Here is a 24,337-nt window from a genome sequence, read left to right on the forward strand (position 1 = left end):
TGTTACAGCTTAATTCTACGTACTTCCCCTCCGGCGCCTCTATCTAAATAATACAATTATACAATAAATCAATACCAATAAACATCTTTTCGATGTCAACACACCAATTTCTTTAGTCGCTAAAAATCTATCCTAATTCAGCGGTTCTATACATTCCCTAAATCATTTAAACAATCTGCTCCGTACAAGTATGAATCCATATAATACAATATCAAGTAGTTATATAGAACACTATAGCACTTAATAAAGATAGAATCCTTCTGCTATTCCTGATGAAATGAAGCACAATTACACTGCTATACTTTTTATACTTCTCACCTCCGCGCTGCGGCATGCACAGGCTCAGGAACTGTGCAATTTCGGGGCGCGTACGGCAGGCATGGGCTATACTTCGGTGGCGGTGGCGGATGTGTGGTCGGTGGCGAATAATACGGCAGGTATGGCTAACCTCACGGCGCCTGCCCTGGCCGTGTATGCGGCGAACAGGTTTGGGGAGCGCGCCTTTACCACGGTTGCCCTGCAGGCTGTTTATCCTACCCAAACGTATGGCACTTATGGCCTGAGTCTGAGCAGGTTTGGGGATGCGCTTTTTAGCCAGCAGCACGCCGGGCTGGGCGTGGCGCACAAGCTGGGGCAGTTCAGTCTGGGGGCCAAGGCTGATGTGTGGCAGGTAGCCGTGCAGGAGTATGGCAGCCAAAAGGCAGTGGCTTTCTCAGCAGGGGTGCAGGGCGAGATAGTACCTGATTTATACTTTGGTGCCTATGCCTTTAACCTGAACCAAGCCAGGTTAGCCTCCTTCGAGGATGAGCGCCTGCCCACCATCATGAAAGCCGGCCTCTCCTACCGCCCCACCTCGCGCCTGCTGCTGGCCGCCGAGACAGAGAAAAACATAGACCATAATGCTGATTTTAAGGCCGGGGCCGAGTATGCGCTCCTGCAGGACAGATTTATACTTCGCTCCGGCTTCAGCACCCTAACCGGCACTTTGAGTTTCGGGGCAGGCTTTGTGGCCAGGCAACTGCAGGTAGATTATGCCTTCGGCTCCACCACACCCATCGGCAACAGCCACCGTGTATCGGTGGGCTATACTTTCTCCAGGCAAAGCCAGTGAGGTAGAGAGTTGGGGAGTTTAGGAGTTAGAAAGTTAGAAGGTTTGGAAGTTAGAAAGTGAAGAGGTGGTTTTATACTTCACCTTTTGTCTTTTATCAAACAATCCTTTGTCTAATAGTCGTTCGTCATCGCGCTTATGAGAAGAGGCTTTTTTATACTTTGCTGCATGCTGCCGTGCCTGTCTCCGCTGCTGGCCCAGAACTACCCACGCCAAAGTATAGACCTGGACTTGCTGGTGCAGGAGCTGTTTGCCGAGCAGGACGATGAAAGCATCAGCTACGAAGACCTCTACGAAACCCTTTTCCAGTACTACCAGCGCCCAGTTAATCTGAATCGCACCACACCGGAGGAACTGGCCTCGCTATACTTGCTGTCGCGCCCGCAGATTGTAGCCTTCTTTAATTACCTGCAGGAGAACGGAGAACTGCTGAGCATCTACGAACTGCAGGCCATTCCGGGCTTCGATCTGGCCACCATTTACCGCCTCTTGCCCTTCGTGCAGGTGCCGGACGCGGGCCTGCAATCCGACGCGCGGCCGCTCTGGCAACGCATGGTCGGGGAGGACAACAACGCACTTATACTTCGCTACGAGCGCACGCTGCAACAGCGCCGCGGTTATACTTCCATCGACAGTACCAGCCGCTCCACCACCCGCTACCTGGGTTCGCCGGAGAAGCTATACTTGCGCTACCGCATCAGTCATGCCCGCGACTATAGCTTTGGCATTACGGCCGAGAAGGACGCCGGCGAGCAATTTACCTGGAGCCCCAGCACCCGCCGCTACGGCTTCGATTTCTATACCTTGCACTTACAGCTCTACAACAAAGGGCGCTTTAAAACCATTGCTTTGGGCGACTACCAGCTGCAGTTCGGGCAGGGCTTGCTGCTCTCCTCGGGCTATAGCGTGGGCAAGGGCGGCGAGACGATTACCACCGTCAGCAGGCCGAACCTGGGCATTCGGCCCTATAGTTCGGTGCTGGAGTATGCCTTTATGCGTGGCGGGGCGGTAACGTATACTTTAGGAAGTATAGATGTGACGGCGTTCTACTCGAACAAGCTCGTGGACGCTAACCTCCAAACCCAACTCGACACGCTCGACAGAGAAGAGCAGGTTTTTACCGGTATTCAGACTTCAGGTTTCCACCGCACGCCCACCGAACTGGCTAACAAAGACGCCGTGCGGGAGCAAGTATACGGTGGCAGCGCCCAGTACCGATCTGCGGACAAAACTCTCTCTATAGGCGTTACGGCACTGGGCACGCATTATAATGCTGCTATCCGCAAGGCAGGGGCACCTTACCAGCGGTTCGAGTTTGGCGGAACCCATAACTATAACTTGGGTACCAACTACAGCTACACCTGGCAGAATGTATACTTGTTCGGCGAGACAGCCATGAGCAAAAGCGGCGGCTTGGGAAGTATAAACGGGCTCATCGCTAACCTGGCCCGGAACGTGGAGCTCTCGATGCTGTACCGCTACTACGCCCGCGATTTCCATACTTTTTATGGCAGTGCTTTCGGCGAGGGCACGCGCAACATCAACGAGCAGGGCTTTTACACCGGCATCAAGATAAAGCCCTTGCCGAAGTGGGAGGTTACCGCCTACTACGACAGGTTCCGGTTTCCGTGGCTGCGCTACCTGGTGGATGCCCCCTCGCATGGCGATGAGTATTTGGTGCACTTATACTTCCGACCCAACCGCCAGAGCAGCCTGTATGCGCAGATGCGCCACGAGAGCAAGGGCCGTAACCTGAGCGGCAACATCACCGCCATGGACTATGTGGCGCAGGCAGAGCGGCGCAACTACCTGTTATACTTCGAAACCTCGCCCACCCGCACGCTCAACCTCAAGTCGCGGGTACAGTTTGGCACTTATGCGCAGGAGTCGCCGCAGCAAACAGGGTACTTCATCTCGCAGGACGTGAACTTCACCTTCAGTAAACTCCGCCTCAGCACCCGCTACGCCCTCTTCGACACCGATAGCTACGATACCCGCCAGTATGCCTACGAGCGCGACGTGCTCTACGCCTTCTCCATCCCAGCCTTCAGCGGCCGCGGCACCCGCTTTTATACGTTGCTCCAGCTTCGCCCTCTCCGCGATCTGGACGTGTGGCTAAAGTATGGCCTCACGCATTACCGCGACCAGCAAAGTATAGGCAGTGGTCTGGAGATGATTGAAGGACCTAGAAGATCAGATGTGAAAGTGCAGGTGAGGTATAGGTTTTAGTTACTTGGTTGCTAGCTTATCCTTGCCTGTCTATACTTCCCTAGCCCCTGCTTCCTTCTATTTGAACCGAGCTATCCTTACTAGCTGCCGTTCATCCTCCAGCCTTACTTAAGCTACTGTTGCATCTATACTTTCTGCCCTCCTAGGCCGGGAGGCCTCGCCTTCGGGCATCGCGCTGTCTACATTTCCTGCCCTCGTGCCTCAGGCTGCCTGCGGCACCGGAAATCTAGAAGGCGCTCAACCCAAAGGCTGGGAATCAGTTCGATAGCCGCTGCTTTTTGTTATCTCGACCTTCGGGAGAAATCTGTTTAGAATTCCCATTAGGTCTCTCGCGCAGCTCCAGATGACAGAGAGAGAAGTAAGTATAAATTCCCCTCCTCGGAGGGGCTGGGGTGGGTTTATACTTTGTAGGGACAGGTCGCGACCTGTCCGCGCGAGAACTGACGCTATACGATTTATACTTTGGAAGTAGCAGTTACAAGCTCCCCACCTTAGACAAGGAGGGGTAGGGGTGGTTGGACCCGGCAAAGAATAGAACTAATTTATACTTTAGAAAAGGGTTAAGGATAGTTGAAGTACACTCCTCTGGGAGGCTAAGGGTAGTTAACAGTTTACCAGGGCCAGCCACAACCAAGCTTTTTTGCCAAGTTTAGCCAAAGGCTATTCCTTACAACAACTCCCCCGCTCCTGCAATGGCGCGCAGCTGGCCTTTACCTCCGCGCCCAGTACCTGCCCATTGTGGCTGAGCTCAAGGTGGCAGCACTCCAGAAAAAGCTGCTTCAGCTTCTCGCGCCCGCGCTGTACCCTGGATTTAGCTCCGGAGTAGGAAATACCCAAACGCTCGGCAATCTCTTTCTGGCTCACGCCCTCCAGCTCGCTTAGGCGCAGGGCCTCGGCATACTCAGTGGGCAGCAGGTTGATTAAGGGCTCCACCAGCGCCTCTACCTCCTGCCGGTTCTGTTCCGACAAGTCCTCCGGCTCGGGCAACTCTGCTTCCTCTGCCAGTGGTTGCCGGCGGCTGTTTTCCCTGAAAAAGTCGTGTACGGTGTTGCGGGTGATCTGGAAGAGCCAAGCCTTCAGGTTGTGCACACCCTGCAGCTGCTCACAGTTTTTGTAGAGCTTCAGGTAAAGCTGCTGCAGGATGTCGTCGGTTTCTGCCTTGTCCTGCACGCGTTTCAGCACAAAGCCGCGTAACTGCGCTTCATACGCTAAAAAGGCCGGAGCCACGGCCGCGCAGCTATCCTGCGGCAAATTAGTGGAGGGGTTGATGCAGCAGTTATCCATACTTATACACCTACTATTTTACTTCGCCTTTCCATCAGGCAGATGTCGCGCCACTGCCCGTGCAGTTGCCCCAGGCGCTCGCGCAGCCCCACTATCCTGAACCCGCACTGCTCGTGCAGTTTTATACTTGCCGCGTTCTCCTTGAGTATACCCGCCTGAAGGGTCCAGATGCCCTCCTGCTCCGACTCCTGCACCAGTTGCTGTAGCAGCAGTTTACCAATGCCTCTGCCTTTATACTTCGGGTGGATGTACACGCTGTCCTCGGCCACCCCACTATACACGCACCTGCCCGACACGGCCGTCAGCGCGCCCCAACCAGCCACAGATCCATCCTCAGCCAAAGCGACCAGCCGGCAGCTCTTCATATACTTGCTGTCCCACTCCTCCCACTCCGGTGCGTTGGTTTCCAGGGTGGCGTTGTTCGTGGCGATGCCCAATTCGTAGATTTCCTTTACCTGCGGATAGTGCCCCGGCAGCATCTCTGTTAGCCGCACTGCGTGTTGGGTTGAGGTTTCCATAATTTTAGGTGTGGGATCAATGTAAATCAGCAGCAAATATAAACGTATACCTGCTGCTGATTTTGTTTTTCTTAGTCTATTCTGTACTAAATGGCATCGGCGGCTTCGGGGCAGCACTTGGTAGCAGGCTCTCCATACACGGTGGACTCTCCGAAAGTATAAAACGCTTCCCAGTCTACACCTTGTGGGTCGGTAATCCACGACTTTTCGGACTTGGCGTAGCAGCAGGTACACTTGCCCTCCTCCCGGATGGCGCCTTTGGCCTTTTTCAGTCGGCCGTATACTTCACCTAGTTCTTCCTCGCTCTCGGCCTGTATGCCCAGGTGCTCAATGCCGGCATTCTCCGGGTGATGCGAGATGGCGAAATTCACGCGTGGGTCCTCCAGCATCCATTTAGCGTAATCTGGCTTTAGCACGGTAGGTCCGGTTCCGAAGAGGGCGGTATAAAAAGCGGTGGACTCCTCCAGGTTTTTTACCCTTACGTTTACGTGAAATCGTTTCATGGCTTTGTCTTTTTCAGGTGTTTTGTTCTTGTTACACCCTGATGACGGGGCCACTTCTTAAAAGACGCAGCTTTCAGGAAAATATTTACTGTCCTGGTAAAAAAACTCCGCCAGCGCAGAAAGGTTTGCGCTGGCGGAGTTAAGAACTACAGCAAGCGGATTGTACAGCGTAAGCCCGCAGCGTAGCAAGGGTTAAAGCTGTGCAGGGTTATGCAGTGCTTTCCTTTAGATGATTACTCTTGGTTCTGAAATATGAGTCACTACTGCTTTGTTCAGAAACTCTGACAAAGTAGTTTGGCTTGTTGCTGTACCATTTGTAAGCTCAATAAGATATTCCAGCGGGTTAGCCATACCCTCCTCAAAAACCCAAAACCTAAACCGTCTTTTCGTGCCATTCTTATTTAGATGAGTCAGTTCTTTAAAGCAACATAACTGCATTGACTGGCTATAATAAAGATGTCTAGGGTTTAAAATCCCCTCTGTAAAAACTCCCCTGTATACTTCGTCTTCAATATTCAGTATCACTCTTAAACTGTCGAAGTAGACGATGTTGTGTCCGCTAAGTGAATCTTTGACAATATTTCCATTGAATTTCTGATACTGCCTGACCTCGTAATCCTGATTGAAATGTTGTTCAGCGAGGAGATTTTCATACTCACCTTGATTAGCATAAGTCCTTTCCTCACCGCCTACTGCACTTCTTCCTACCGTTTTGCAGCCACAGAAAGCGATAACGATGAGAAAAAGATAAGCTGCTTTCACTTGTTTTCTGTAATTGAAGTGCTACATAACTTTGGGCTAGCGAGTATAAATGCAGCTGCTCCCCCTCTCTTTAGTCATTTCACATGCACAAGCTCTCCAGCGGCAGCTTTACTACCGAAGGCCTGCCGGGGGCGTTGCGCTGCATGGCCTCAAACTCCAAGCAAAACCTAATAGTATAGCCCAGCGGCTGATCGGGGATGAGGGAGGTGCCGCCATACTCCTGCACCTTTTCCGGGTTCAGGTTTACCGTGAACAGGTAACGGAGGCTTTGCCGCAGCAGCGGCAGGTCTTCCGGAAAAACCGAGAAGCCGAAGCCCCCCTGTTGTGCCTCACCACCCAGCAAGGCATCCAGCATGTTGGGCTCGCGGGAGTAGTAGTTCACCATAAACTTACCTACCGTAAACTCATCTATACTATCCACGGCAGGCACGGCCACCGGCATAAAGGTGGTATACTCCCCCGCATACGCGCCCGTCACGATGAGCATGTACTGCTCATCGCCCTCCTGGTACAGAAAGCAGTCCCCGAACTGGTAATCCTGGCTGAAGTTGCGCACCGCCAGCTCCAAGTTGCCGCTCTTCTCGGCTAGTTCACCGAGCCTGTTCTGGTGCATGCAACCCGCACAGAGGCCTATCAGAAGCAGCCCCCAAATTACCTTTTGCAACGTTTTCATAGGTTGGGCTTATGCTTCGCATTACTGCACGTTTTTCACAAAAACCACCTGCTCCGCGTCCGATTTGATGATCTTGTTATAGAACTCGACCAACTGTGCGAACGACTCCGGGGCAAAGCGTCCTTTGTTCATCTGCATGCGGCGCACGTAAGTCAGCCGCTGCCCGTTTACCTTTACTGTGGCGCTATACTCCCCGAACACCGATTTATGCTCCACGTCGCGGGGCTGGTACTCCACAGTATAGCCAACAGGCACCTCAATCTCCACCGTGTCCACGTCCAGGTAGGCCAGGGTGCGCACTACATCGGTCAGGCGTTTTTCCTTCTGGTTGGGCACATGCGTCCACTTGCTCATCAGGTTTGGGTTGATGAACATGCGCTTGCCGCTGATGGTGGCGCACTGCCGCAGGCTTAGCTCCAGATCTTCGGTAACGCTTGGGATGCGGTCTTTTTTCTGGGTAAGGCTATACTTGCCAATCTCGAAGGGAGGGGCTGAGGTATTCTCGTAAAGCCACTTTCGCTGGTCTTCAGGCTTGCGGTTCGTGATAACCCGGTCGCGGGACTCCTGCTGGATGCCGGTGTAACGGGTGCTGACCTTGGCAACGGCCCCTCCGGCCTCATCCACCTTCGCGCTTATACTTCTGATCTGCAGGTTATCGTTGGCACCGTAGGCGGTGGTCTTTACCAGCTTGCCACCCTCCGGCGTAATGAGCAGGGCGTGGCGGTCGCCGGTGAAGCTGCCGTTGTAGCCGGCGGCCTCTGTTTGGCTGGTGCACTCCAGCCACATCGTGTCCTGCGCCATCGGCACGCCAAGTATGGCGTGGTTAAACTGGCTGCTCGGGAATTCGGTTTTAATGTCCGGCGTTCCCTCCCCCGCCCTGATGAGCGCGTAGTAGGAGTCCACGCCTACCGCTTTCAGCATGGCCTGGGTATAAACAGACAAGGCCTTGCAATCGCCGTAGCCCTTGCTGTCCACGAAGCTGGCCTCGAAAGGCTGCCAGCTGCCAATGCCCAACTGAATGGACACATAGCGCGTCTTGCCCTGCATGTAATCATACACCAGCCTGATTTTTTCCTCGGTGCTCTTGGCGTTGGCCGTAAGCTGCTGCAGTTTGGCCACCGTTTCGGCAGGCAGTTTGTCGCGCCCGTTGTTCAGCTTGTTTATCCAGAGGCCGAAGTCTTTCCAGGTTTCCATACTGCCGCGGTAACCGTCCACCTCAAACTCGTTGGGGGCTGTTAGTACCATGGGTACCATTTCGGAAAAGGCGGGTCCGTAGGGTTCACGGCTTACGGGCTTCAGGTTGCTCACCTCCCAGGTATAAGCCTGGTGGGTGGCCGTCTGCGTTACTTTTGCTTTCGGGGCGTGGCTGTTCTCCAGGTAGCGCAGCTTGGAGCCCTGAGGCACCAGCACCTGCAGCGAGGCTTTCTCTACGGCCAGCTTTTCCTCGTCCTGCGGGTATAAACTGGGGTAAAACATCATGTTAGACTCCGATACCTCATACTCGAACTCCACGGTATAAGGGTATACGCTGTACTCCAGGCTGGCTATCTTCACGCGGCTGTCTTCATACACCGAAATGCTGCTGATGGCGCTCACGTCCTTGATGTCGCTGCTCTTGAGCTTCTTTATCCGCTTGCCGAAGCGGTCGTAAGAGGTGCCGGAGATGTTGGTTACCTTACTCATTTTGTTGTAAGGCACGTAGAGCGTGGCTTTGTGATCCCCGTTTTCGTTGAGGATGGTGATGGTGGTTTTAAAGCGGAGCGTGCCGCTGTTAATAGAGTTTACCGTAAAAACTGTCTCTTCGGAACGGATAATGGCGTTGGCCTCCTTGCTCAGCTCTTTCAGTGAGGTGATATCCGAAGCAAATGCCTGCGGGGCCAGCAGCAGCAGCAGGCACATCAGGCTGCACAGCCATTTATAGGTTGGGTTTGTTTGTAGCATAGCCGACTGGTTAAAAAGTTTATGAAATAACTGCCGGGCAAGCGCCAGAATAGCGCTGCCCGGCAGTTATACTTTCTTAAAAGCTTATTTAGCTGCTATCTTCTTTAACACAATCTGCTCGGCATGCTTGGCAATGATGCGGTTGTAGAACTCCTTCAGGTAAGCATACTCCTGCGCGTAGAACACCGGCTTGTTGATGTTCAGCCTGCTGAGCACCTGCAGGGTATTGCCCTCCTGCTGCACCATGTACGTAAAGCGGCCCCCGTTTTCCGGAAGGTTAACGGCAATACTTTGCGGCATCTCCTCAATTTCGTAGCCTTCAGGTATAGCCAGCCTGCACACAAAGGTCTCGTCTATTGGCGTTCCAAAGTCTACCGGGTAAAGGCGCTCCTCCAGCTTGAACGGGTTTTCCTTCTCCCCACGGCCCAGCATCGGGTTCAGGTAAATGATGCTGTTGTTGCTGCCGCTACCATTCACATTGATGTTGTAGGTGATGTCCAGCGTGTTGCTCAGGTCCTCCAGGTTCTTTACTTCCGGCTTGGTTAGTTTGAAGTCGCCAACCTCCTTGGCCAAACGCTCGGTATACTTGCTCTCGCCCTCGTCCAGTATGGTTCTGCGCATGTTAATGGCTCCGTAGCCGCCCAACGACTCGCGGCCTGTGCCCACAATCTCGCCCTGCGCGTTCATAGCCAGGTCGGCGCTAACCAGTTTGGTATAGTTTGTTACCGGCGTGAGGTTCACCCAACGGTCAGCTCCTTTCTTTATCAGGCGCCCCTGGCCGTTCAGGCAGCGGCCTGGCAGTACGCCAATTGGCACCAGCGGGTCGGTAGCATCCAGCAGGTACTCCTTGTCATCCAGCTTCACATGCGTTATCACGTAGTTAAACTTGGTTATCATCGGCGACATGGCGGGGTTGATACGACCATTGTTGCGCGTGCTTACCAGCACAGGCGCCGCATCAAAGCCGGCCTCCAGCAGCATGGATGTCAGCAGCAGGTTAATGTCGGCAGAGTTGCCGGCTCGCTCGTCCCAGGCCTTGCGGATGGTGGTGTTGGCGTAGTAACTGTTCCTGCCGTTCCACTTCAAGCGGCTCTTCACCAGATCGAAAATAGCGGCCAGCTGCTCCGGCTGCGTTTTATACTTGCCCTGGATGCCGGCAAGCTGCTCTTTAAAGAAAGCGCTGCGGTTTAGCTGCACCCCAAACTTATCTTCTGTCAGCAGGTCTGAGGTTACCTTGGCCCAGTCGCCGGTCATGATGCGGGCTGTTTGGCCCGGGAACTGCACGCGCTGCAGCTCAAATTCAATCTTAGACTGGTAGTCGCGCACGGTGGTGATGTATTTCTCCTCCTTCAGGGCCGGCACATCCTTCATAATCCACACATAGGCGTTGTTGAGCATGTCCGGGGAGGATTTGGCCGAACCGGTGGCGGTCTCCTTCAGTTGCTCGTTCTTGTGCAGCCCGTGGTAGCCCTGCACCAGGAACTTGTAGTCGAAGTACTCCGGGATGCGGGCGCGGAACTCGCTCCAGGCAACCGGTACTTTGTGCTGAAACTCCCAGTCGCGGAGGGCATAGATGAAGTCGGAGGTAACGGTATAGGACACGTCTATCACAGAGCCCTCCTTCACGTTCGGCATCGTAAACTTCTTGGCGTACCAGTATTCTGATGTCTTCTCATCGAAGATGCTGCTGCCTTCCAGCTTGTCTTTCTTAATCTTGCCGTTTTCCAGGTTGTAGGTGAAGCCCTTTATCGAACCTACCCGCTCCTTGCCGGAACCCCGCTGGTAGTAGGGCACCACGAAGTCGGCCAGATCGTAGGCGGATTTCTTGAAGATTTTGATGCGCATTTGCCGCTCCACCACCAGCTTCAGCTCGCCCATGTACTCAAAGCGGGCAAAGCCATAATCGGAAAGTATAACGGCAGCAGCGGAAGTATCCTTGTCGTAAGTGCTCAGTTTGAGCTCATCCTCGGTTACCTTCCCGAATTTAACGGCCTGCGCAGAGGCAAAATGAGAAATGGATGCAAAGGCCAGCGCCAATGCGAACAGTTTTGTAAAGATTGCTTTCATAGGCAATAAAAAAATGAACGAAATATAAGTTGGTGTACAATTTAAAGAGCGCATAAAACTTCAGAAAGAATGGTGTAACACTTTTCAGGTCAGCCTCATAGCCTCACCTCTCGCTGAAATTTGCTATAAAGAAAAGTATATTTCTATATATAATCAAAAGAAATCATAAAATTTAGTCAGATAGGTGCTGTAGCAGCTTCTAAAGCTATTTTGCATATTTGCGCCTCGTCCCTGTTTATCATTATCCCAATAAACTACCTACCGGAAAACTATGAAGAAAGCCATACTTTGCCTGCTGTACTCCTTGTGTTATACTTTGGCGCCGGGGCAGTCGGCAGATGCCCTACAGAAAGGCGAGGCGGCCAGAGCCCGCATGGTGCAGGCCTTTGGCGGGGAGCAGGCCCTTGGGCAGGCAAGGCACCTTAGCTATACGTTGGTGCGCACCACGGCAAGCGGCGACACCAGCCACACCCTTTATACTTTGGATCTGGAAAAGCGCCACATCCGCACCAGCACCCAAACCGCCTCCGGCACCGAGGTGAGAAGTATAGACGCCACCAGCAACTGGAAAAGTATAAACGGCAAACGGGAGGAGCTATCAGCGCAGGAGGCAGCGGCGCTGCAACGCACCTTCTTCTTCAACTTTATACCCATGCTGCAGAACAGGCAGCTGCAGTATACGTTCCTGCGCGCAGGCACCTACCAGGGCCGCCCGGTGGACATTGTCCGGGTGGAGGAGCGAGCCACGCAGAATCCGCTGACCTTAGACCTGTTCATCGATCAGCAAAACGGCCAGGTGCTAACCTCCAGCCGCTCCGATAGCGAAGGCCGTTACCCCTACTTTGCCGATGAGCTAGTCTACGAGCCTGTGGGGCTTGGAGTGATTTTCCCGCTGGTGTACAAGATGGTGGTAGAGGGAGAAGTAACGTCGGTGGGGGAATTTAAGGACGTCACGCTCAGCAAATAAAAAACCTGGAGGCCGCTGTAAGTTTACAACGGCCTCCAGGTTTATACTTTTATACGTGCCTGTACTTACAGGTATTGGTCAAAATTATCTTGCTCAGACCAGAACTCACGGCAGGCCTCGCGCTGCTGCTCTATAAAATTGGAGTCTTTCTTAAGCTCTTTCCAGTTGCCGTAGCCCAGGCGCTCGCACATCCTGAAGAAGTTATCACCTTGGTTTTTCTGTCCTTTTACCTGCACCAGCGAGCTAAGGAGCGGTCTTCCCTCTCGATACTCTCTCTCCGAAATCTCGTTAATAACCTCCGACAACATGGATTTTTCGTGGGGGTTCTCCAGGTTCAGGCCTAGCTCGGCTTCATAAATAAGGTTCTGGTAGGACATGAGATGCGCTCTGCCGCGAGCTACTTGAATGAGTTTCTTTCGTACGCGTGAATTCATTGGAATATAAGGTAGGGATGAAGCGGGCAGCCAAGCAAAAGCAAACAATCCGGCACGCCCACTATACTTTGAAAAAACAATATATATACCTTATAACGTATTTTAGGCCATAAAGGTTGCATGGCAGGGGAGTTTTACCCGAAGGCGGCTATACTTGCCGGGAACTGCTACCGTAGCGCGCGGGGCTGCTTTTCAGAAAGGTACTTCCAGTAGCGTTTGGGCATGTGCCGCAAGTGCAGCTTCGGGTTTTTGCGCTCCGGTATGTTGACGCTGCTGAAGTATACTTGCCAGAGTTGTTGGTAGCTGTCTTCCTGCGCGTCCCTGGCCTCCGGCGCTAGTGGCATGCTGCGCTGGTGCGGCGGCACCTCCAGGTTCACCAGCGCCACCTGGCTTAAATCGTAGTAGGCGCCGTAGCGGCGGTTGGTGTCATATATTACCCAGCGCTGGTCGGCGTAGCGCTTCTCGAAGTGGCGCACGATAAGGGGCAGCACGTTAAAGTCTGGGGAGATGGTGGCGTAGTACAGGCCGTCTGCTGTTTTCTGAAAACGCACGAAGGCTTCCATGCGGTGCTTTTCGCGGTGTACCTGCTTGGCTGCCTGCTGCACCTGCAGCACACAGGGCGCGGTGTAATGGCCCTCTATACTTTGCGTGGAGCTAAAAACCAGCTTGATGTAATCAAATATGGTTTGCTCAAAGCCTGCCTGCTCCCACAAGTAAGTATGGTAGAGTGCCTGCTGCGCATTTATACTTAGCTTTTTCTGCAGCCCCTGCCACACACGCCCGGCTTTTTCCTCATCGGTGACCACGGCAATGTGCTCGCCGAACATACTGGGCTGGGCCAGGTGCTCGGGCTCGATGCTGGTGGGCCAGGCTTTGCGCTCGAAGGCCTCAAACACCACCGTCAGCAGTCCTTCAAACGAGCCGTCGTAAGTATAAAAGTGCATGACCAAGTATAACCGGGCAGGCTTTGTTATTTGCCGGCGTTGCGGTTCTTGTCGGCCACATCGGACTGGGCACGCGCCGAAAGGCTCTGCAGCTGCGGCACCAGCATGTTCAGTTTGCAGTACAGCGATACACGGGCTACTTTCTGGTTCTTTCTCATGACGAATACTTTCTTAGATTGGATAGATTTGGAAGTATAACTTGGTATAGATGATTTCTTTTTTCGCGCTGTCATGTTGCTCCCCTTTCCCCTCTTATAGTTAACCTACCTGCTTAAACAAATCCAGCTGCTGCTTTAGCAGGGCACTTCTCACCGAGCCTTCTCCGAACAGGATTTTCCGCCTTATCAGCTCCGACTCGAAATCCTGGCGCTGCAGGCTCTTGGTCTGGCAAGTAATAAAGTACTTGGCCCGCTTCAGCACCACGCCCATCTGCCGCAGGTGCTCAAAGTTGAGCTGGGCAAACCTTCTGGCCGACACAATCTTCTGCGCACTTTTGATACCAATGCCCGGCACCCGCAGAATCAGCTCGTAGTCGGCTGTGTTCACCTCCACCGGAAACACGTGCCGGTGGCGCAGAGCCCAACCCAGTTTCGGGTCAATGTCCAGGTCCAGGTTTGGATGCTGCTCATCCACAATCTCCTTCGCCTCGAACCCGTAGAAGCGCATGAGCCAATCGGCCTGGTAAATGCGGTTCTCGCGGATAATGGGCGGCTCGGCCATTATCGGCATGCGGCTGTCGCTGCTGATGGGCACGTAGCCGGAGTAGTACACGCGCTTCAGGCTATAGTCTTTGTAGAGCTGGCTCGAGAGCTGCAGGATCTGGTGGTCGTTCTCTGCCGAGGCCCCCACAATCAGCTGCGTGCTCTGCCCGGCCGGCGCAAAGCTTGGCGCCGATTTAAACAGTTTCTTCTCCTCACTGGCCTGCGCCAGTTGCTGCCTGATGCTGCCCATTGGCTCCAGCACCTCTTTATAGCTTTTCTCCGGCGCCAGTTGCTGCAGGCTCATTTCCGAAGGCAGCTCTATGTTCACGCTCAGCCTATCGGCATACAGCCCCGCTTCCTTTATCAGCTCCTCGCTGGCACCTGGTATCGTTTTCAGGTGAATGTAGCCGTTGAACTTGTGCTCCTGCCGCAGCTTTTTGGCCACCCGCACCAGCCGCTCCATCGTATAATCCACATTCTTAAAAATGCCCGAGCTCAGAAACAAGCCCTCGATGTAGTTGCGGCGGTAGAAGTTGATGGTCAGGTCCACCACCTCCTGCACCGTAAAAGCGGCGCGCTTCACATCGTTGCTCTTGCGGGTCACGCAGTAGGCGCAGTCGTAGATGCAATGGTTGGTGAGCAGTATCTTCAGCAGCGACACACAACGGCCGTCTTCGGTATAGCTGTGGCAAATGCCCATGCCCTCGGCGTTGCCCAGGCCCTTGTTCTCGTTCTTCCGCTTCCCGCCGCTCGAGGAGCAGGAAACATCATACTTGGCAGCATCTGCTAAAATACTTAGCTTTTCAATCAATCTGCTTTCCATCCGGCTCTGCTTCTGTACTTTCTACGGGTTAAAGATAGCCCCGATGAGACTACAAAACCAAAATAATTAGCAAATACTTATCCACAAGCTTATCGACATCTGTTGATAAACTAAATTTATTAGCAAATATATAGTTAGAAAAGAGCTCCTGCACCCGCTAATAGCTATTTTATACTTTCGGCAACTACTAATACCCATATAAACCGTTATATTAGAAGGTTAATGTTCCTTGCCCCTTCGCACAAACCGTTTTATGCCTTACCTGCACCCTATATGTAAACCGCTGCCGCTGGTGTGCCTGCTGTGCATGCTGTTGCTGTGTGTGGGGGTATGCCAGGCACAGGTGCAGCCGCAGGATACTACCCGGCAAGACAGCCTCCCGCAGGACACCATCCGCCAGACCTTTAACGAGCGCATGATTCAGAACCTGAAGCAGATGTCGGAGCGGAAAACGATTATGGGCAAGCTGCTGAAGGCGCTGCTGGACTTCGAGCGCGACGAGGAGGAAGTATATGGCCTGGATGCCGAGCTGATACAGAAGGAGTATGAGCTGCATAACTATAAAATCGTGCGCCATATCGACATCCTGTCCCTGGATCCGTTCGGCTACTCCATTAGCGACACCTCGCGGGCGCCGCGCAACTTCTTTGAGAAGGCCGGAAACTCGCTCCACGTAAAGACCGGCCGCGGCGAGGTGCGCAACAAACTACTTTTCCGGAAGATGGAGCCCCTGGAGCCACTGGCGCTGGTGGAGTCGGAGCGTTTGTTGCGCCAGACGCGCCACATCCTCGACGCCCGCATCATTGTGAACGAGGAGACCACCACCAACGACAGCGTGGATGTGTTTGTCATCACCCGGGACGTTTTCAGTTTGGGTGGTTCCGGCTCCTACTCCCCTTCCTCGGGCAGGGGGCGCATCACGCTGCGCGAGCTTAACTTTCTGGGCCAGGGCCACCAGATTGAGGGCACCTACAAGTTCAACCTCAACCGCCCCCGCCCCTGGGAGGCCGCCGCCTTCTACTCCATCGAAAACATTGGCAGAACCTATATCTCCGCGGACCTGGCCTATGTGGACGAGAACTACTACAAAGAGAAAAGCTTTTACCTGTACCGCGACTTTTATACTTTAAATACCAAGTATGCGGGTGCTGTAGGCATCAGTCGGATAGATCAGCGCATTATACTTCCTACTGCCCCCGAGGACACGGCCGCCCGTTTCGGGAATGTGGGCTACGCGCAGCAGGACGTGTGGTTGGGCCGGACGCTGAAACCCAAGACCTACATCCTGGGGTATGAGCCGCGCGGCAGGTTCATTCTTGGCGCCCGCGTCATCAACACCAAGTATAATACCGTCCCCACCGAAAATTTTCAGGATAACGTGCTGATGCTGGGCAGCGTGGGCTACAGCATCCGGAAGTATTACAAGGACCGCTTCATCTTCGGTTTTGGTAGGACAGAGGACGTGCCCGTAGGCACCCTGTTCTCGGTGACGGGCGGCTACCAGGACGGTGCCATCTGGGACAGGCATTACCTGGGTTCTTCCCTCTCCTTTGCCAGGTACGGCCCCAGCTTTGGCTACCTCTACAGCCGTGTGGGTTACGGCTCTTTCCTGCGCGACGACCGATGGGAGCAGGGGGTACTGGACGTAGAAGCAATGTACATTACGCGGCTGGCCGAGTGGGGCAACTGGAAACTGCGCCACTACCTGCTTGGCCGGGGCACCTTCGGCATCAACCGGTACCCGGAGGAGCTGCTCTCCATCAACAACGAGAGTGGCGTGCGCGGCTTCCGATCCGATATGGTGCGGGGCACACGGCGGGCATCCTTCAACTACGAGGCTAACCTGTACACCCCGCTTTCCCTGATTGGCTTCCGCCTGGCCACTTTTGTTTATGCCGACCTGGCCTGGCTTTCGTTTGGCAACCAAAGCTCTCCTTTTAAAGAGAAACCTTACAGCAGTTTCGGGCTGGGCTTCAGGCTCCGCAACGAGTTTATGTCGTTCAGCACCATACAGGTTACGCTGAGTTATTACCCGCAACTGCCCCCCAACACCAGCATGCGCGGGGTAAGGCTTTACGAGTCCTCGGCACCCTTCTACGACTTCCGCAACTTCCAGTTCGATCGCCCCGGCGTGGCTGATTTCCATTAATCTGACTGTATCCTTTTCTCGCTTTTACCTGTTTATAGGCAGGTACCCTTAAATTGAAATACACATAACATACTATGAAAAAGGTAAGAGAGAAGAATGAATATGAAGGAAATCCGGTAGGACTGTCGAAGGAAACGGCTACGGCCATGGCCAAAGAGTTGGACCGCCACCTGGCTTCCTTTATCGTGCTATACCACCAATACCACAAGCACCACTGGCTGGTAGAAGGTCCGCAGTTCCGCGACCTGCACCTGTTTTTTGAGGAGCACTACAACGAGATACACGAGCAGTACGACGCCATTGCCGAACGCCTGACCGTGATGGGCTACTGCCCTACCTGTCACCCGGCCAACCAGCTGAAGATTGCCTACCTGGAGCACGAGGAGGAAGGTGAGTTCCGTATCCGTGAGATGCTCAATAAGGACATGGACGACGAGAAGACGATAGCCATAGAACTGCGCAAGTCGATTAAAAAGGCGTTTGAGATGGAGGACTTTGCTACCAAATCCCTGCTAGAAGGTATTCTGCTGAAAACCGAAGACCGCTGCCACCACATCGAGCACTTTCTGGGCGAAGACGGCCTATCCATCGGCCTGATTGCCAGGCCAGAGGATATTATGGAGGACGGCGAGGCGGAATCGAGATCAAAAGCCAAGAAAAAAGCGAAGGCATAACGCAGCCCGAGCAAGTATAAAGTATAAACCCCGGTGGCGAGAGTTACCGGGGGTTATACTTTATTACAGTTCATGTATTTCATTCATCCCTCCTCAGCCCTTTCCTAAAATCACGCGGAGCAACTTTTACAGTACCGGGTCCAACCACCCCTGCCCCTCAGAGCTACGCTCGCTACCTTCGAACTCCCGTTCTCGGTAGTCTAAGGAGGGGAATCTGTTTTTACTTTGGCTGGGGTATAAGTTTTATAGTTGCTGTTCTCGCGTGGACAGGTCGCGACCTGTCCCTACATCTGTAAACCCACCCCAACCCTTCCCAGGAGGAGAATTACAACTGCTAACGATTAACATCCCCCTGCCCTCTTCAAAGGGGGACTTTGGCCGAAGCTCCGTCAGCCGTGGCTATCAAATTGATTCCCAGCCTTTGGGTTGAGCGCCTTCTAGATTTCCGGTGCCGCAGGCAGCCCGAGGTACGAGGGCAGGAAATGTGGACAGCGCGATGCCCGAAGGCGAGGCCTCCCGGCCTAGGAGGGCAGAAAGTCAGCTATGGAAAGATAGGTTTGTGGGAACTAGAGGAACAGCGGTGGTTTGAAAGAATAGCTTGGTTCCAGTGGAAGTAAGCGGTGGTTATAGGAAGTATAAACAGGTAAGTATAAAAGGGTACAAGCGGACGAGCGCGCCAGAGGAGAGAATTACTACCCTTCTTACATTATGCAGGCATCATCTTATACTTTCACAAAGCAGAAACATACTTTATACTAAATACCTAATTATCTCCTGTTACAACTTTCAGCCGCGCCTGCTTTTTAGTAGATTTGTGAGGAGAGTGCAGCCCCTGCACCACAAACCCCGTAATCAGAAAACATGGTAGACCTTGGTAATTATAATGAGCTCGTAATAGCGCGTGAAGTAGATTTTGGCGTGTACCTTACCTCGGAGGATGGCGACATTCTGCTGCCGGGCAAGTATGTGCCGGAAGGCGCGAAGGTAGGCGACAAACTGCGCGTGTTTGTGTACCGCGACTCCGAGGACCGCATGATTGCCACTACCCTGGAGCCCTACGCTACCATAAACGAATTCGCCTGCCTCACCTGCACCGATGTTACCCCTTTCGGCGCGTTCCTGGATTGGGGCCTGGAGAAGGACCTGCTCGTGCCGCTGAACAACCAGAAAAACAAGATGCAGGTGGGCCGCAAGTACTGCGTTTACATTTACCTGGATGAAACCTCCGACCGGGTAGTGGCCACCTCCAAACTTGGCAAGTTCCTGCACAACGAGGACATCAGGTTAAGCGAAGGCGACGAGGTGCAACTGCTGGTGGCCGGCCTCACCGACATCGGCCTCAAGGTCCTCATCAACGGCGAGTACATGGGCATCCTCTACAAAAATGAGGTGTTCCAGGACCTGCGCATTGGCGATAAAGCTACTGGTTACATTAAGCTCATCCGCCCCGACAACAAGATAGACGTGACGCTGCGCAAGCCGGGCGTGAACCAGAAGGAGGAAAAAGACGAGGCCGCTGACAAGATTCTGCGCCTTCTGAAGCAAGGCAGCGGCTGGTTGCCCATCTCAGACAACAGCTCGCCGGAAGACATTTACCAGACGCTGGGCATGAGCAAGAAAACCTTTAAGCGCGCCATCGGCGGCCTCTACAAAGCCGGCCAGATTACCATAGAACCAGACAGTATACGGCTGCGAAAGGGCTAATTCCCGTCTCCGCTACCCGCATACGTTTACGATACGACTTACTATACCTGACGATCTCACTTTAAAACCTACCGCACCCTGACGGGGCGCGGCCATGACGTATGCTTACTAAACTTTTACCTCTCACGCTTGTAATGGGCTTGTGCGTAGGAGGAGCACAGGCGCACAGCGGCAAACATGACGGCACCGACACAGAATCGACCAAAACCAGTAAAACCTCTAAAGTCATTCGCACCCAGGCAGCCCCCAAGTTGGACGGCCACCTGGAGCCGGAAGTATGGCAGCAGGTAAACCCGGCCCGTGACTTCTACCGCTACGACCCGCTCAACGGCATGCCCTCTTCCCAGAAAACGGAGGTGTACATGCTCTACGACGACGAAGCCATCTACATTGGGGCCATGCTGTACGACTCCGCCCCAGACTCTATACTTACCCAGCTAGGCCAGCGCGACTCCGGCGAGAACAACGCCGACCTGTTTGGCGTGTACCTGGATACTTACAACGACAAGCAGAATGCCTTTGCTTTCCTGGTATCAGCGGCCGGGGTGCAGACCGACATCAAGCACTCGCAAGGGCGCGAGGACTGGAACTGGGATGCCGTGTGGGAAAGCAGCGTGCGCACTCATGAGCAAGGCTGGACGGTAGAGATGCGCATACCTTACGGAGCCATCCGCTTTCCGGAAGCCGAGGTGCAGACCTGGGGCGTGAACTACATGCGCGTTATCCGTCGCAACCGCGAGAAGTCCTACTGGAGCCACGTAGACAACTCGGTGAGCGGCCTGATTAACCAGGCGGGCCGCGTGATTGGTATTGAGGGCGTAAAGTCGCCGGTGCGGCTGCAATTTATGCCCTACATTTCCGGTTACGTAAACCACTACGCCAGCCCCGACAGCGAGCGCAAGGCCAAAGACTTTACCCACTCCGTGAACGGCGGCATGGACGTGAAGTATGGCATCAACGACGCCTTTACCCTGGACGTAACCCTAATCCCCGACTTTGGCCAGACCCGCTCCGACGACCAGGTACTCAACCTGGGCCCTTTCGAGGTGAAGTATAACGAGAACCGCCAGTTCTTTACCGAGGGCACAGAACTCTTCAACAAAGCCGGCCTCTTCTACTCCCGCCGCATCGGCTCCCGCCCGGTAGGGCATGGCCGTGTACAAGATCAGTTGCAGGAGGGAGAGGAAATCACCCGCAACCCGGGCGAAACGCAACTGCTCAACGCGGCCAAAGTATCGGGCAGGACACGCCGCGGGCTGGGCATTGGCCTCTTCAACGCCATTACCGGCAACACCCACGCCACCGTGCAGGACTCGTTGGGCAACACGCGCCAGGTGCTGACCAATCCCTTTACCAACTACAACGTGTTTGTGCTGGACCAGACCCTGCCGCGCAACTCCTATGTTACCTTTACCAACACCAACGTTACCCGCGCCAGCGGCTTCTACGACGCTAACGTAACCGGCCTGAGCATGCGCTTTGCCGACAAGCGCAACATGTATGCCCTGACCACCGGCGGCAACCTGAGCCAGTTGTATGGCAAAGACGGCAATGACGGGGTAAGCCTGGGGCACCAGTACTCCCTGAACCTGAGCAAGATCAGCGGCAACCTGCGCTACGGCATCAACCATAACGTGGAGTCCGACACCTACGACATCAACGACCTGGGCTTTTTGAGCAACAACAACGAGATAAGCACCAGCGCCAGCGTGAGCTACAATTTCTACCAACCTGTCTGGAAGTTCTTGTCGTGGAACAACAGCATCAGCGTGGCCCACAGCAGGCTCTATGACCCGGGTAAATTTATTGCGCTGGATATGAGCGCCAGCTCCAGTGTGCGCTTCCGCAACTTTAATAGTTTGTGGGGCGGCGTAACAGTGCGCCCCGGCGAGCGCTACGACTACTTCGAGGCACGCACTTTTCCGCAGGTGTTTGTGCAGCCGCCGGCTTTTAACACCAATATTGGTTACAGCACCGATTACCGCAAGCGTTTTGCCTATGATGCCACCGCCAATTACTGGGCTTCGCGCCGCTATGACCAAAACAGCTGGTCGCTCAATTTCTCGCCGCGCTTCCGTGTAAACGATAAGTTCTCCATCATCAACGGCAACAGTTATAGTATAGACAAACGCAACATCGGCTACGCCAGCAAGTATGAGGATACCCAGCAGCAAACGCACATCCTGTTCGGCGACCGCACCCGCACCACGCTGAGCACCACCATCACCAGCGCCTATATTTTTAACGAGCGCTCGGGCCTGACCCTGAACATGCGCCACTACTGGTCCAGGGCCGCCTACAAGGAGTTTTTCGAACTGACAAAACAGGGCCTGCTGCAGCCAACCACATCTGAGCAGGAGGTGTATACGTCACGCATCAACGACATCAACTACAACACCTTTACCTTGGATTTGGTGTACAGCTGGCGCTTCGCACCGGGCAGCGAACTACGGGTGGTGTGGAAAAACTTTGTGGAGGACCAGGCTCATAAGGTGGAGAAGCGCTACTTCGACAATCTCTCCAACACCTTTGCCGTACCGCAGCACAACAATTTCTCGGTTAAACTTTTATACTTTATAGACTATGTTTCCCTTAGGAACGTACTCTCTGCATAAGCCTGAAACCTTATGCAAAAAGTAAGAACTGCACTGATAGCCGGAGGCAGCGGTTTGGTGGGCGGGCACCTGCTCTCCCTGCTGCTCAAATCCGATCGCTACAGCCAGGTAATTTCTGTTGGCCGCCACGAACTGCCCCTTATCCACCCCAAGCTGGACCAACAGGTAATCAACTTTGACCGAATGAAAGACTATGCCGCTGACCTGGTGGCAGACGATATCTTTTGTACCCTCGGTACTACCATTAAGAAGGCGGGCTCGAAGGAGAATTTCTATAAGGTAGACCATACCTACGTTACCCAACTGGCCGAAATTACAGCCCGAAAGGGAGCCAGACAGTTTCTGGTGGTGTCGGCGATGGGGGCAGATGCAAGCTCCATGTTCTTCTACAACAAGGTAAAAGGCGAGATGGAGCGCGATGTGCAGCAGCAACCGTTCGACAGCATCCACATTTTCCGGCCTGCCCTGCTGCTGGGTGAGCGCGAGGAAAAGCGCTCCGGAGAGGAACTAGCCAGCAAGGTGATGAAACCGCTGAGCGGCCTGCTGATTGGCCCGCTACAAAAGTATAAACCCATAGAAGGTGAGACCGTGGCACGCGCCATGCTGGCCGCCGCCAAAACCGAAAAAACGGGCAAGTATATCCATCCCTCCAACGAAATTGCCCGTATGGTTGCTGAACGTTAGTTAGTGGATTCTCTCAACTTTCTAACGTTCTAACTCCTAAACTCTCTGACTTCCTATGGCCAACAAGCAACTGCAACACGTGTTTCCGAAGGCGATGCGCTACGACCCTGACTGGGTGCGCCGTCACTCGATGGGCGAGAACGTGCTTTTTAACCTCGAAAGCCTTACCAAGTCGCTTCACCTGGAGCCGGGCATGCGCGTACTGGACCTGGGCTGCGGCAAGGCCATCAGCTCCATCTTCCTGGCCCGGGAGTTTGGTGTAACGGTGTATGCCGTGGACGAGGCCGTTTCGGCCAGCGACAACTACCAGCGCATCTGCCACGAGAAGTGTCAGGACCGGGTGATTCCGCTGGAGGCCGACGCCCGTGCCCTGCCCTTCGCCGAAGAATACTTCGACGCCGTGATTGTGGTGGACTCCTATACTTACTTTGGCACCGACGAGAAATACCTGCCCTACATTGCCCGCTTCGTAAAACCCGGCGGCTACATCGCCATCGTGGACGTGTGCTTTACCCGGGAGGTGGAGTCGCTGGAGCAGGTGCCGGATTTCCTGCGCCAGGACTACCAGCGCTACTGGTACTTTATCCACACCATCGACTGGTGGCGCAAGCTCTGGGAGAAGACGGGACTGGTACAAATCGAAGCGGCCCAGCAGCTGGACGAGGCCGAGCTGGTGCGGGAGCATTATATTAAAGATTTCGAAGACTCCGAAGAGGAGGATGCTTTTGCCAAAGCCATTCAACTTGACCAACAAGGCTTTATCTCCTTTTTTAAGCTGATTGGCCGCCGCACCAAGCAAACCGCTTACCTGCAGGATTACAAATCAGAGGGCAAAAAGTAGCGGTTACTATAACAGGGTTACTGACACGCTTGCAGAAGCTTTTCTACACCTTTATTAAAAGCTTTCTTGACTGTTATTGGGGTGGTGGACAGGTTTATACTTTTACTGCCCCGATACCCGTTTTCCGTTTCTTTACTTGGAAGTGTTACTCCCTCCATTGTAGTTGTGGCAGCCAATGTATAGATAAGTTGTTTTTTACTCGTGGAATAGAGTTCAAAAACGACTGAGGCTTTGGTTTTGTCTTCTGCCTTTGTGCCATAACCAGTCTGCAACTCCCTTTGCTCGGAAGCACTTACACTAGTATAACCTGTTCCTGAGCTTGTGTTTCCGACATTTACTTTGATATAGTAGTCGTAACCCAAGCGCTGCAATATGACAAGGCTACTTGAGTCTATAGCCTCGTTTGGCTTGATGCCGTGCACCCGTAGGTCCATCTCCTGCTCCACAGCATAGTATGGCATCAAGCCCGCTTTATTCACTCGCTCTGCAAACTGCTCGTAAAATTCGTAGGATTGGTTAGGAGATACGCCTGCCGCTTCTCCCATTAGTATCTTCTCCCCTGATTTGAAAACCTTAGGACAACCTCCGACAGAAGAAGTATAATTTGTAGATGGGATGCAGCTGTTTAATAGGAACAAAAGTCCAAAGGACATCTTTGTCAGCTGTAGAAAGAATCGAATGTTTGTTTTCATCAGGGTATAAAATCAGAAGCTAAC

General features: G+C 53.6%; 21 protein-coding genes. 9 read left to right on the plus strand and 12 right to left on the minus strand.

Going from position 1 to position 24,337, the window contains the following annotated elements:
• Positions 1-277 precede the first annotated feature (277 nt).
• Both BM040_RS08015 and BM040_RS08020 read left to right on the plus strand, forming a co-directional pair.
• Positions 278-1,111 (plus strand): PorV/PorQ family protein, encoded by an 834-nt coding sequence (locus tag BM040_RS08015; RefSeq protein ID WP_092099978.1) that lies wholly within the window; start codon positions 278-280, stop codon positions 1,109-1,111.
• Positions 1,112-1,246: 135 nt separating this feature from the next.
• On the plus strand, positions 1,247-3,337 hold the full coding sequence (locus BM040_RS08020; RefSeq protein WP_092099979.1) for a ComEA family DNA-binding protein: 2,091 nt from the start codon (positions 1,247-1,249) through the stop codon (positions 3,335-3,337).
• Positions 3,338-3,997: 660 nt separating this feature from the next.
• Here the strand turns inward: BM040_RS08020 and sigZ are convergent.
• From sigZ to BM040_RS08055, 7 genes are all read right to left on the minus strand, one after another.
• Positions 3,998-4,621, minus strand: a complete 624-nt coding sequence (sigZ, locus tag BM040_RS08025) for an RNA polymerase sigma factor SigZ (RefSeq protein ID WP_092099980.1) — start codon at positions 4,619-4,621, stop codon at positions 3,998-4,000.
• A 2-nt stretch (positions 4,622-4,623) separates the two neighbouring features.
• Positions 4,624-5,139, minus strand: coding sequence for a GNAT family N-acetyltransferase (locus BM040_RS08030; protein ID WP_092100339.1), 516 nt, complete (start codon positions 5,137-5,139; stop codon positions 4,624-4,626).
• A gap of 86 nt (positions 5,140-5,225) precedes the next feature.
• On the minus strand, positions 5,226-5,642 hold the full coding sequence (locus BM040_RS08035) for an ArsI/CadI family heavy metal resistance metalloenzyme (RefSeq protein WP_092100341.1): 417 nt from the start codon (positions 5,640-5,642) through the stop codon (positions 5,226-5,228).
• 225 nt (positions 5,643-5,867) lie between these two features.
• A complete protein-coding gene (locus BM040_RS08040) occupies positions 5,868-6,404 on the minus strand; it encodes a hypothetical protein (RefSeq protein WP_092099981.1) in 537 nt (178 codons plus the stop codon).
• A 79-nt stretch (positions 6,405-6,483) separates the two neighbouring features.
• Positions 6,484-7,077 (minus strand): hypothetical protein, encoded by a 594-nt coding sequence (locus tag BM040_RS08045; protein ID WP_092099982.1) that lies wholly within the window; start codon positions 7,075-7,077, stop codon positions 6,484-6,486.
• 21 nt (positions 7,078-7,098) lie between these two features.
• Positions 7,099-9,018 (minus strand): DUF3857 domain-containing protein, encoded by a 1,920-nt coding sequence (locus tag BM040_RS08050; protein ID WP_092099983.1) that lies wholly within the window; start codon positions 9,016-9,018, stop codon positions 7,099-7,101.
• Positions 9,019-9,102: 84 nt separating this feature from the next.
• The gene (locus BM040_RS08055; protein ID WP_175491018.1) at positions 9,103-11,085 is read right to left on the minus strand and encodes a DUF3857 domain-containing protein; all 1,983 of its coding nucleotides are present in this window, start codon (positions 11,083-11,085) and stop codon (positions 9,103-9,105) included.
• Between the two features lie 271 nt (positions 11,086-11,356).
• On the opposite strand from BM040_RS08055, the gene BM040_RS08060 reads away from it, so the two are divergent.
• A complete protein-coding gene (locus BM040_RS08060) occupies positions 11,357-12,052 on the plus strand; it encodes a hypothetical protein (RefSeq protein WP_092099985.1) in 696 nt (231 codons plus the stop codon).
• 65 nt (positions 12,053-12,117) lie between these two features.
• Here BM040_RS08060 and BM040_RS08065 read toward each other — a convergent pair whose 3' ends face one another.
• The 4 genes from BM040_RS08065 to BM040_RS08075 all read right to left on the minus strand — a co-directional run bounded on the left by BM040_RS08065 (position 12,118) and on the right by BM040_RS08075 (position 14,954).
• A complete protein-coding gene (locus BM040_RS08065) occupies positions 12,118-12,486 on the minus strand; it encodes a hypothetical protein (protein ID WP_245756139.1) in 369 nt (122 codons plus the stop codon).
• A gap of 167 nt (positions 12,487-12,653) precedes the next feature.
• Entirely contained in the window at positions 12,654-13,430 is a 777-nt protein-coding gene (locus BM040_RS08070) for a TIGR03915 family putative DNA repair protein (RefSeq protein WP_092099987.1), read from the minus strand.
• Between the two features lie 26 nt (positions 13,431-13,456).
• The gene (locus BM040_RS22060; protein ID WP_262502447.1) at positions 13,457-13,588 is read right to left on the minus strand and encodes a hypothetical protein; all 132 of its coding nucleotides are present in this window, start codon (positions 13,586-13,588) and stop codon (positions 13,457-13,459) included.
• 100 nt (positions 13,589-13,688) lie between these two features.
• A complete protein-coding gene (locus BM040_RS08075; protein ID WP_092099988.1) occupies positions 13,689-14,954 on the minus strand; it encodes a putative DNA modification/repair radical SAM protein in 1,266 nt (421 codons plus the stop codon).
• A 253-nt stretch (positions 14,955-15,207) separates the two neighbouring features.
• Here BM040_RS08075 and BM040_RS08080 point away from each other — a divergent pair, with 253 nt between their 5' ends.
• From BM040_RS08080 to BM040_RS08105, 6 genes are all read left to right on the plus strand, one after another.
• Positions 15,208-17,103 (plus strand): ShlB/FhaC/HecB family protein, encoded by a 1,896-nt coding sequence (locus BM040_RS08080; RefSeq protein WP_092099989.1) that lies wholly within the window; start codon positions 15,208-15,210, stop codon positions 17,101-17,103.
• A 74-nt stretch (positions 17,104-17,177) separates the two neighbouring features.
• Complete coding sequence (locus BM040_RS08085; protein WP_092099990.1) at positions 17,178-17,777, plus strand: Dps family protein; 600 nt, start codon at positions 17,178-17,180, stop codon at positions 17,775-17,777.
• An 861-nt stretch (positions 17,778-18,638) separates the two neighbouring features.
• Positions 18,639-19,481 (plus strand): CvfB family protein, encoded by an 843-nt coding sequence (locus BM040_RS08090; RefSeq protein WP_092099991.1) that lies wholly within the window; start codon positions 18,639-18,641, stop codon positions 19,479-19,481.
• Positions 19,482-19,615: 134 nt separating this feature from the next.
• Positions 19,616-22,096, plus strand: coding sequence for a DUF5916 domain-containing protein (locus BM040_RS08095; RefSeq protein ID WP_175491019.1), 2,481 nt, complete (start codon positions 19,616-19,618; stop codon positions 22,094-22,096).
• Positions 22,097-22,108: 12 nt separating this feature from the next.
• The gene (locus BM040_RS08100; RefSeq protein ID WP_092099993.1) at positions 22,109-22,780 is read left to right on the plus strand and encodes an oxidoreductase; all 672 of its coding nucleotides are present in this window, start codon (positions 22,109-22,111) and stop codon (positions 22,778-22,780) included.
• Positions 22,781-22,835: 55 nt separating this feature from the next.
• On the plus strand, positions 22,836-23,621 hold the full coding sequence (locus BM040_RS08105; protein WP_092099994.1) for an SAM-dependent methyltransferase: 786 nt from the start codon (positions 22,836-22,838) through the stop codon (positions 23,619-23,621).
• 17 nt (positions 23,622-23,638) lie between these two features.
• On the opposite strand, the gene BM040_RS08110 is transcribed toward BM040_RS08105, so the two are convergent.
• Positions 23,639-24,313 carry a hypothetical protein gene (locus tag BM040_RS08110; RefSeq protein ID WP_092099995.1) on the minus strand — a complete coding sequence of 225 codons (675 nt, stop codon included), beginning with the start codon at positions 24,311-24,313 and terminating at the stop codon, positions 23,639-23,641.
• Positions 24,314-24,337 lie beyond the last annotated feature (24 nt).

The organism is Pontibacter chinhatensis, assembly GCF_900113285.1.
Classification (GTDB): Bacteria; Bacteroidota; Bacteroidia; order Cytophagales; family Hymenobacteraceae; genus Pontibacter; species Pontibacter chinhatensis.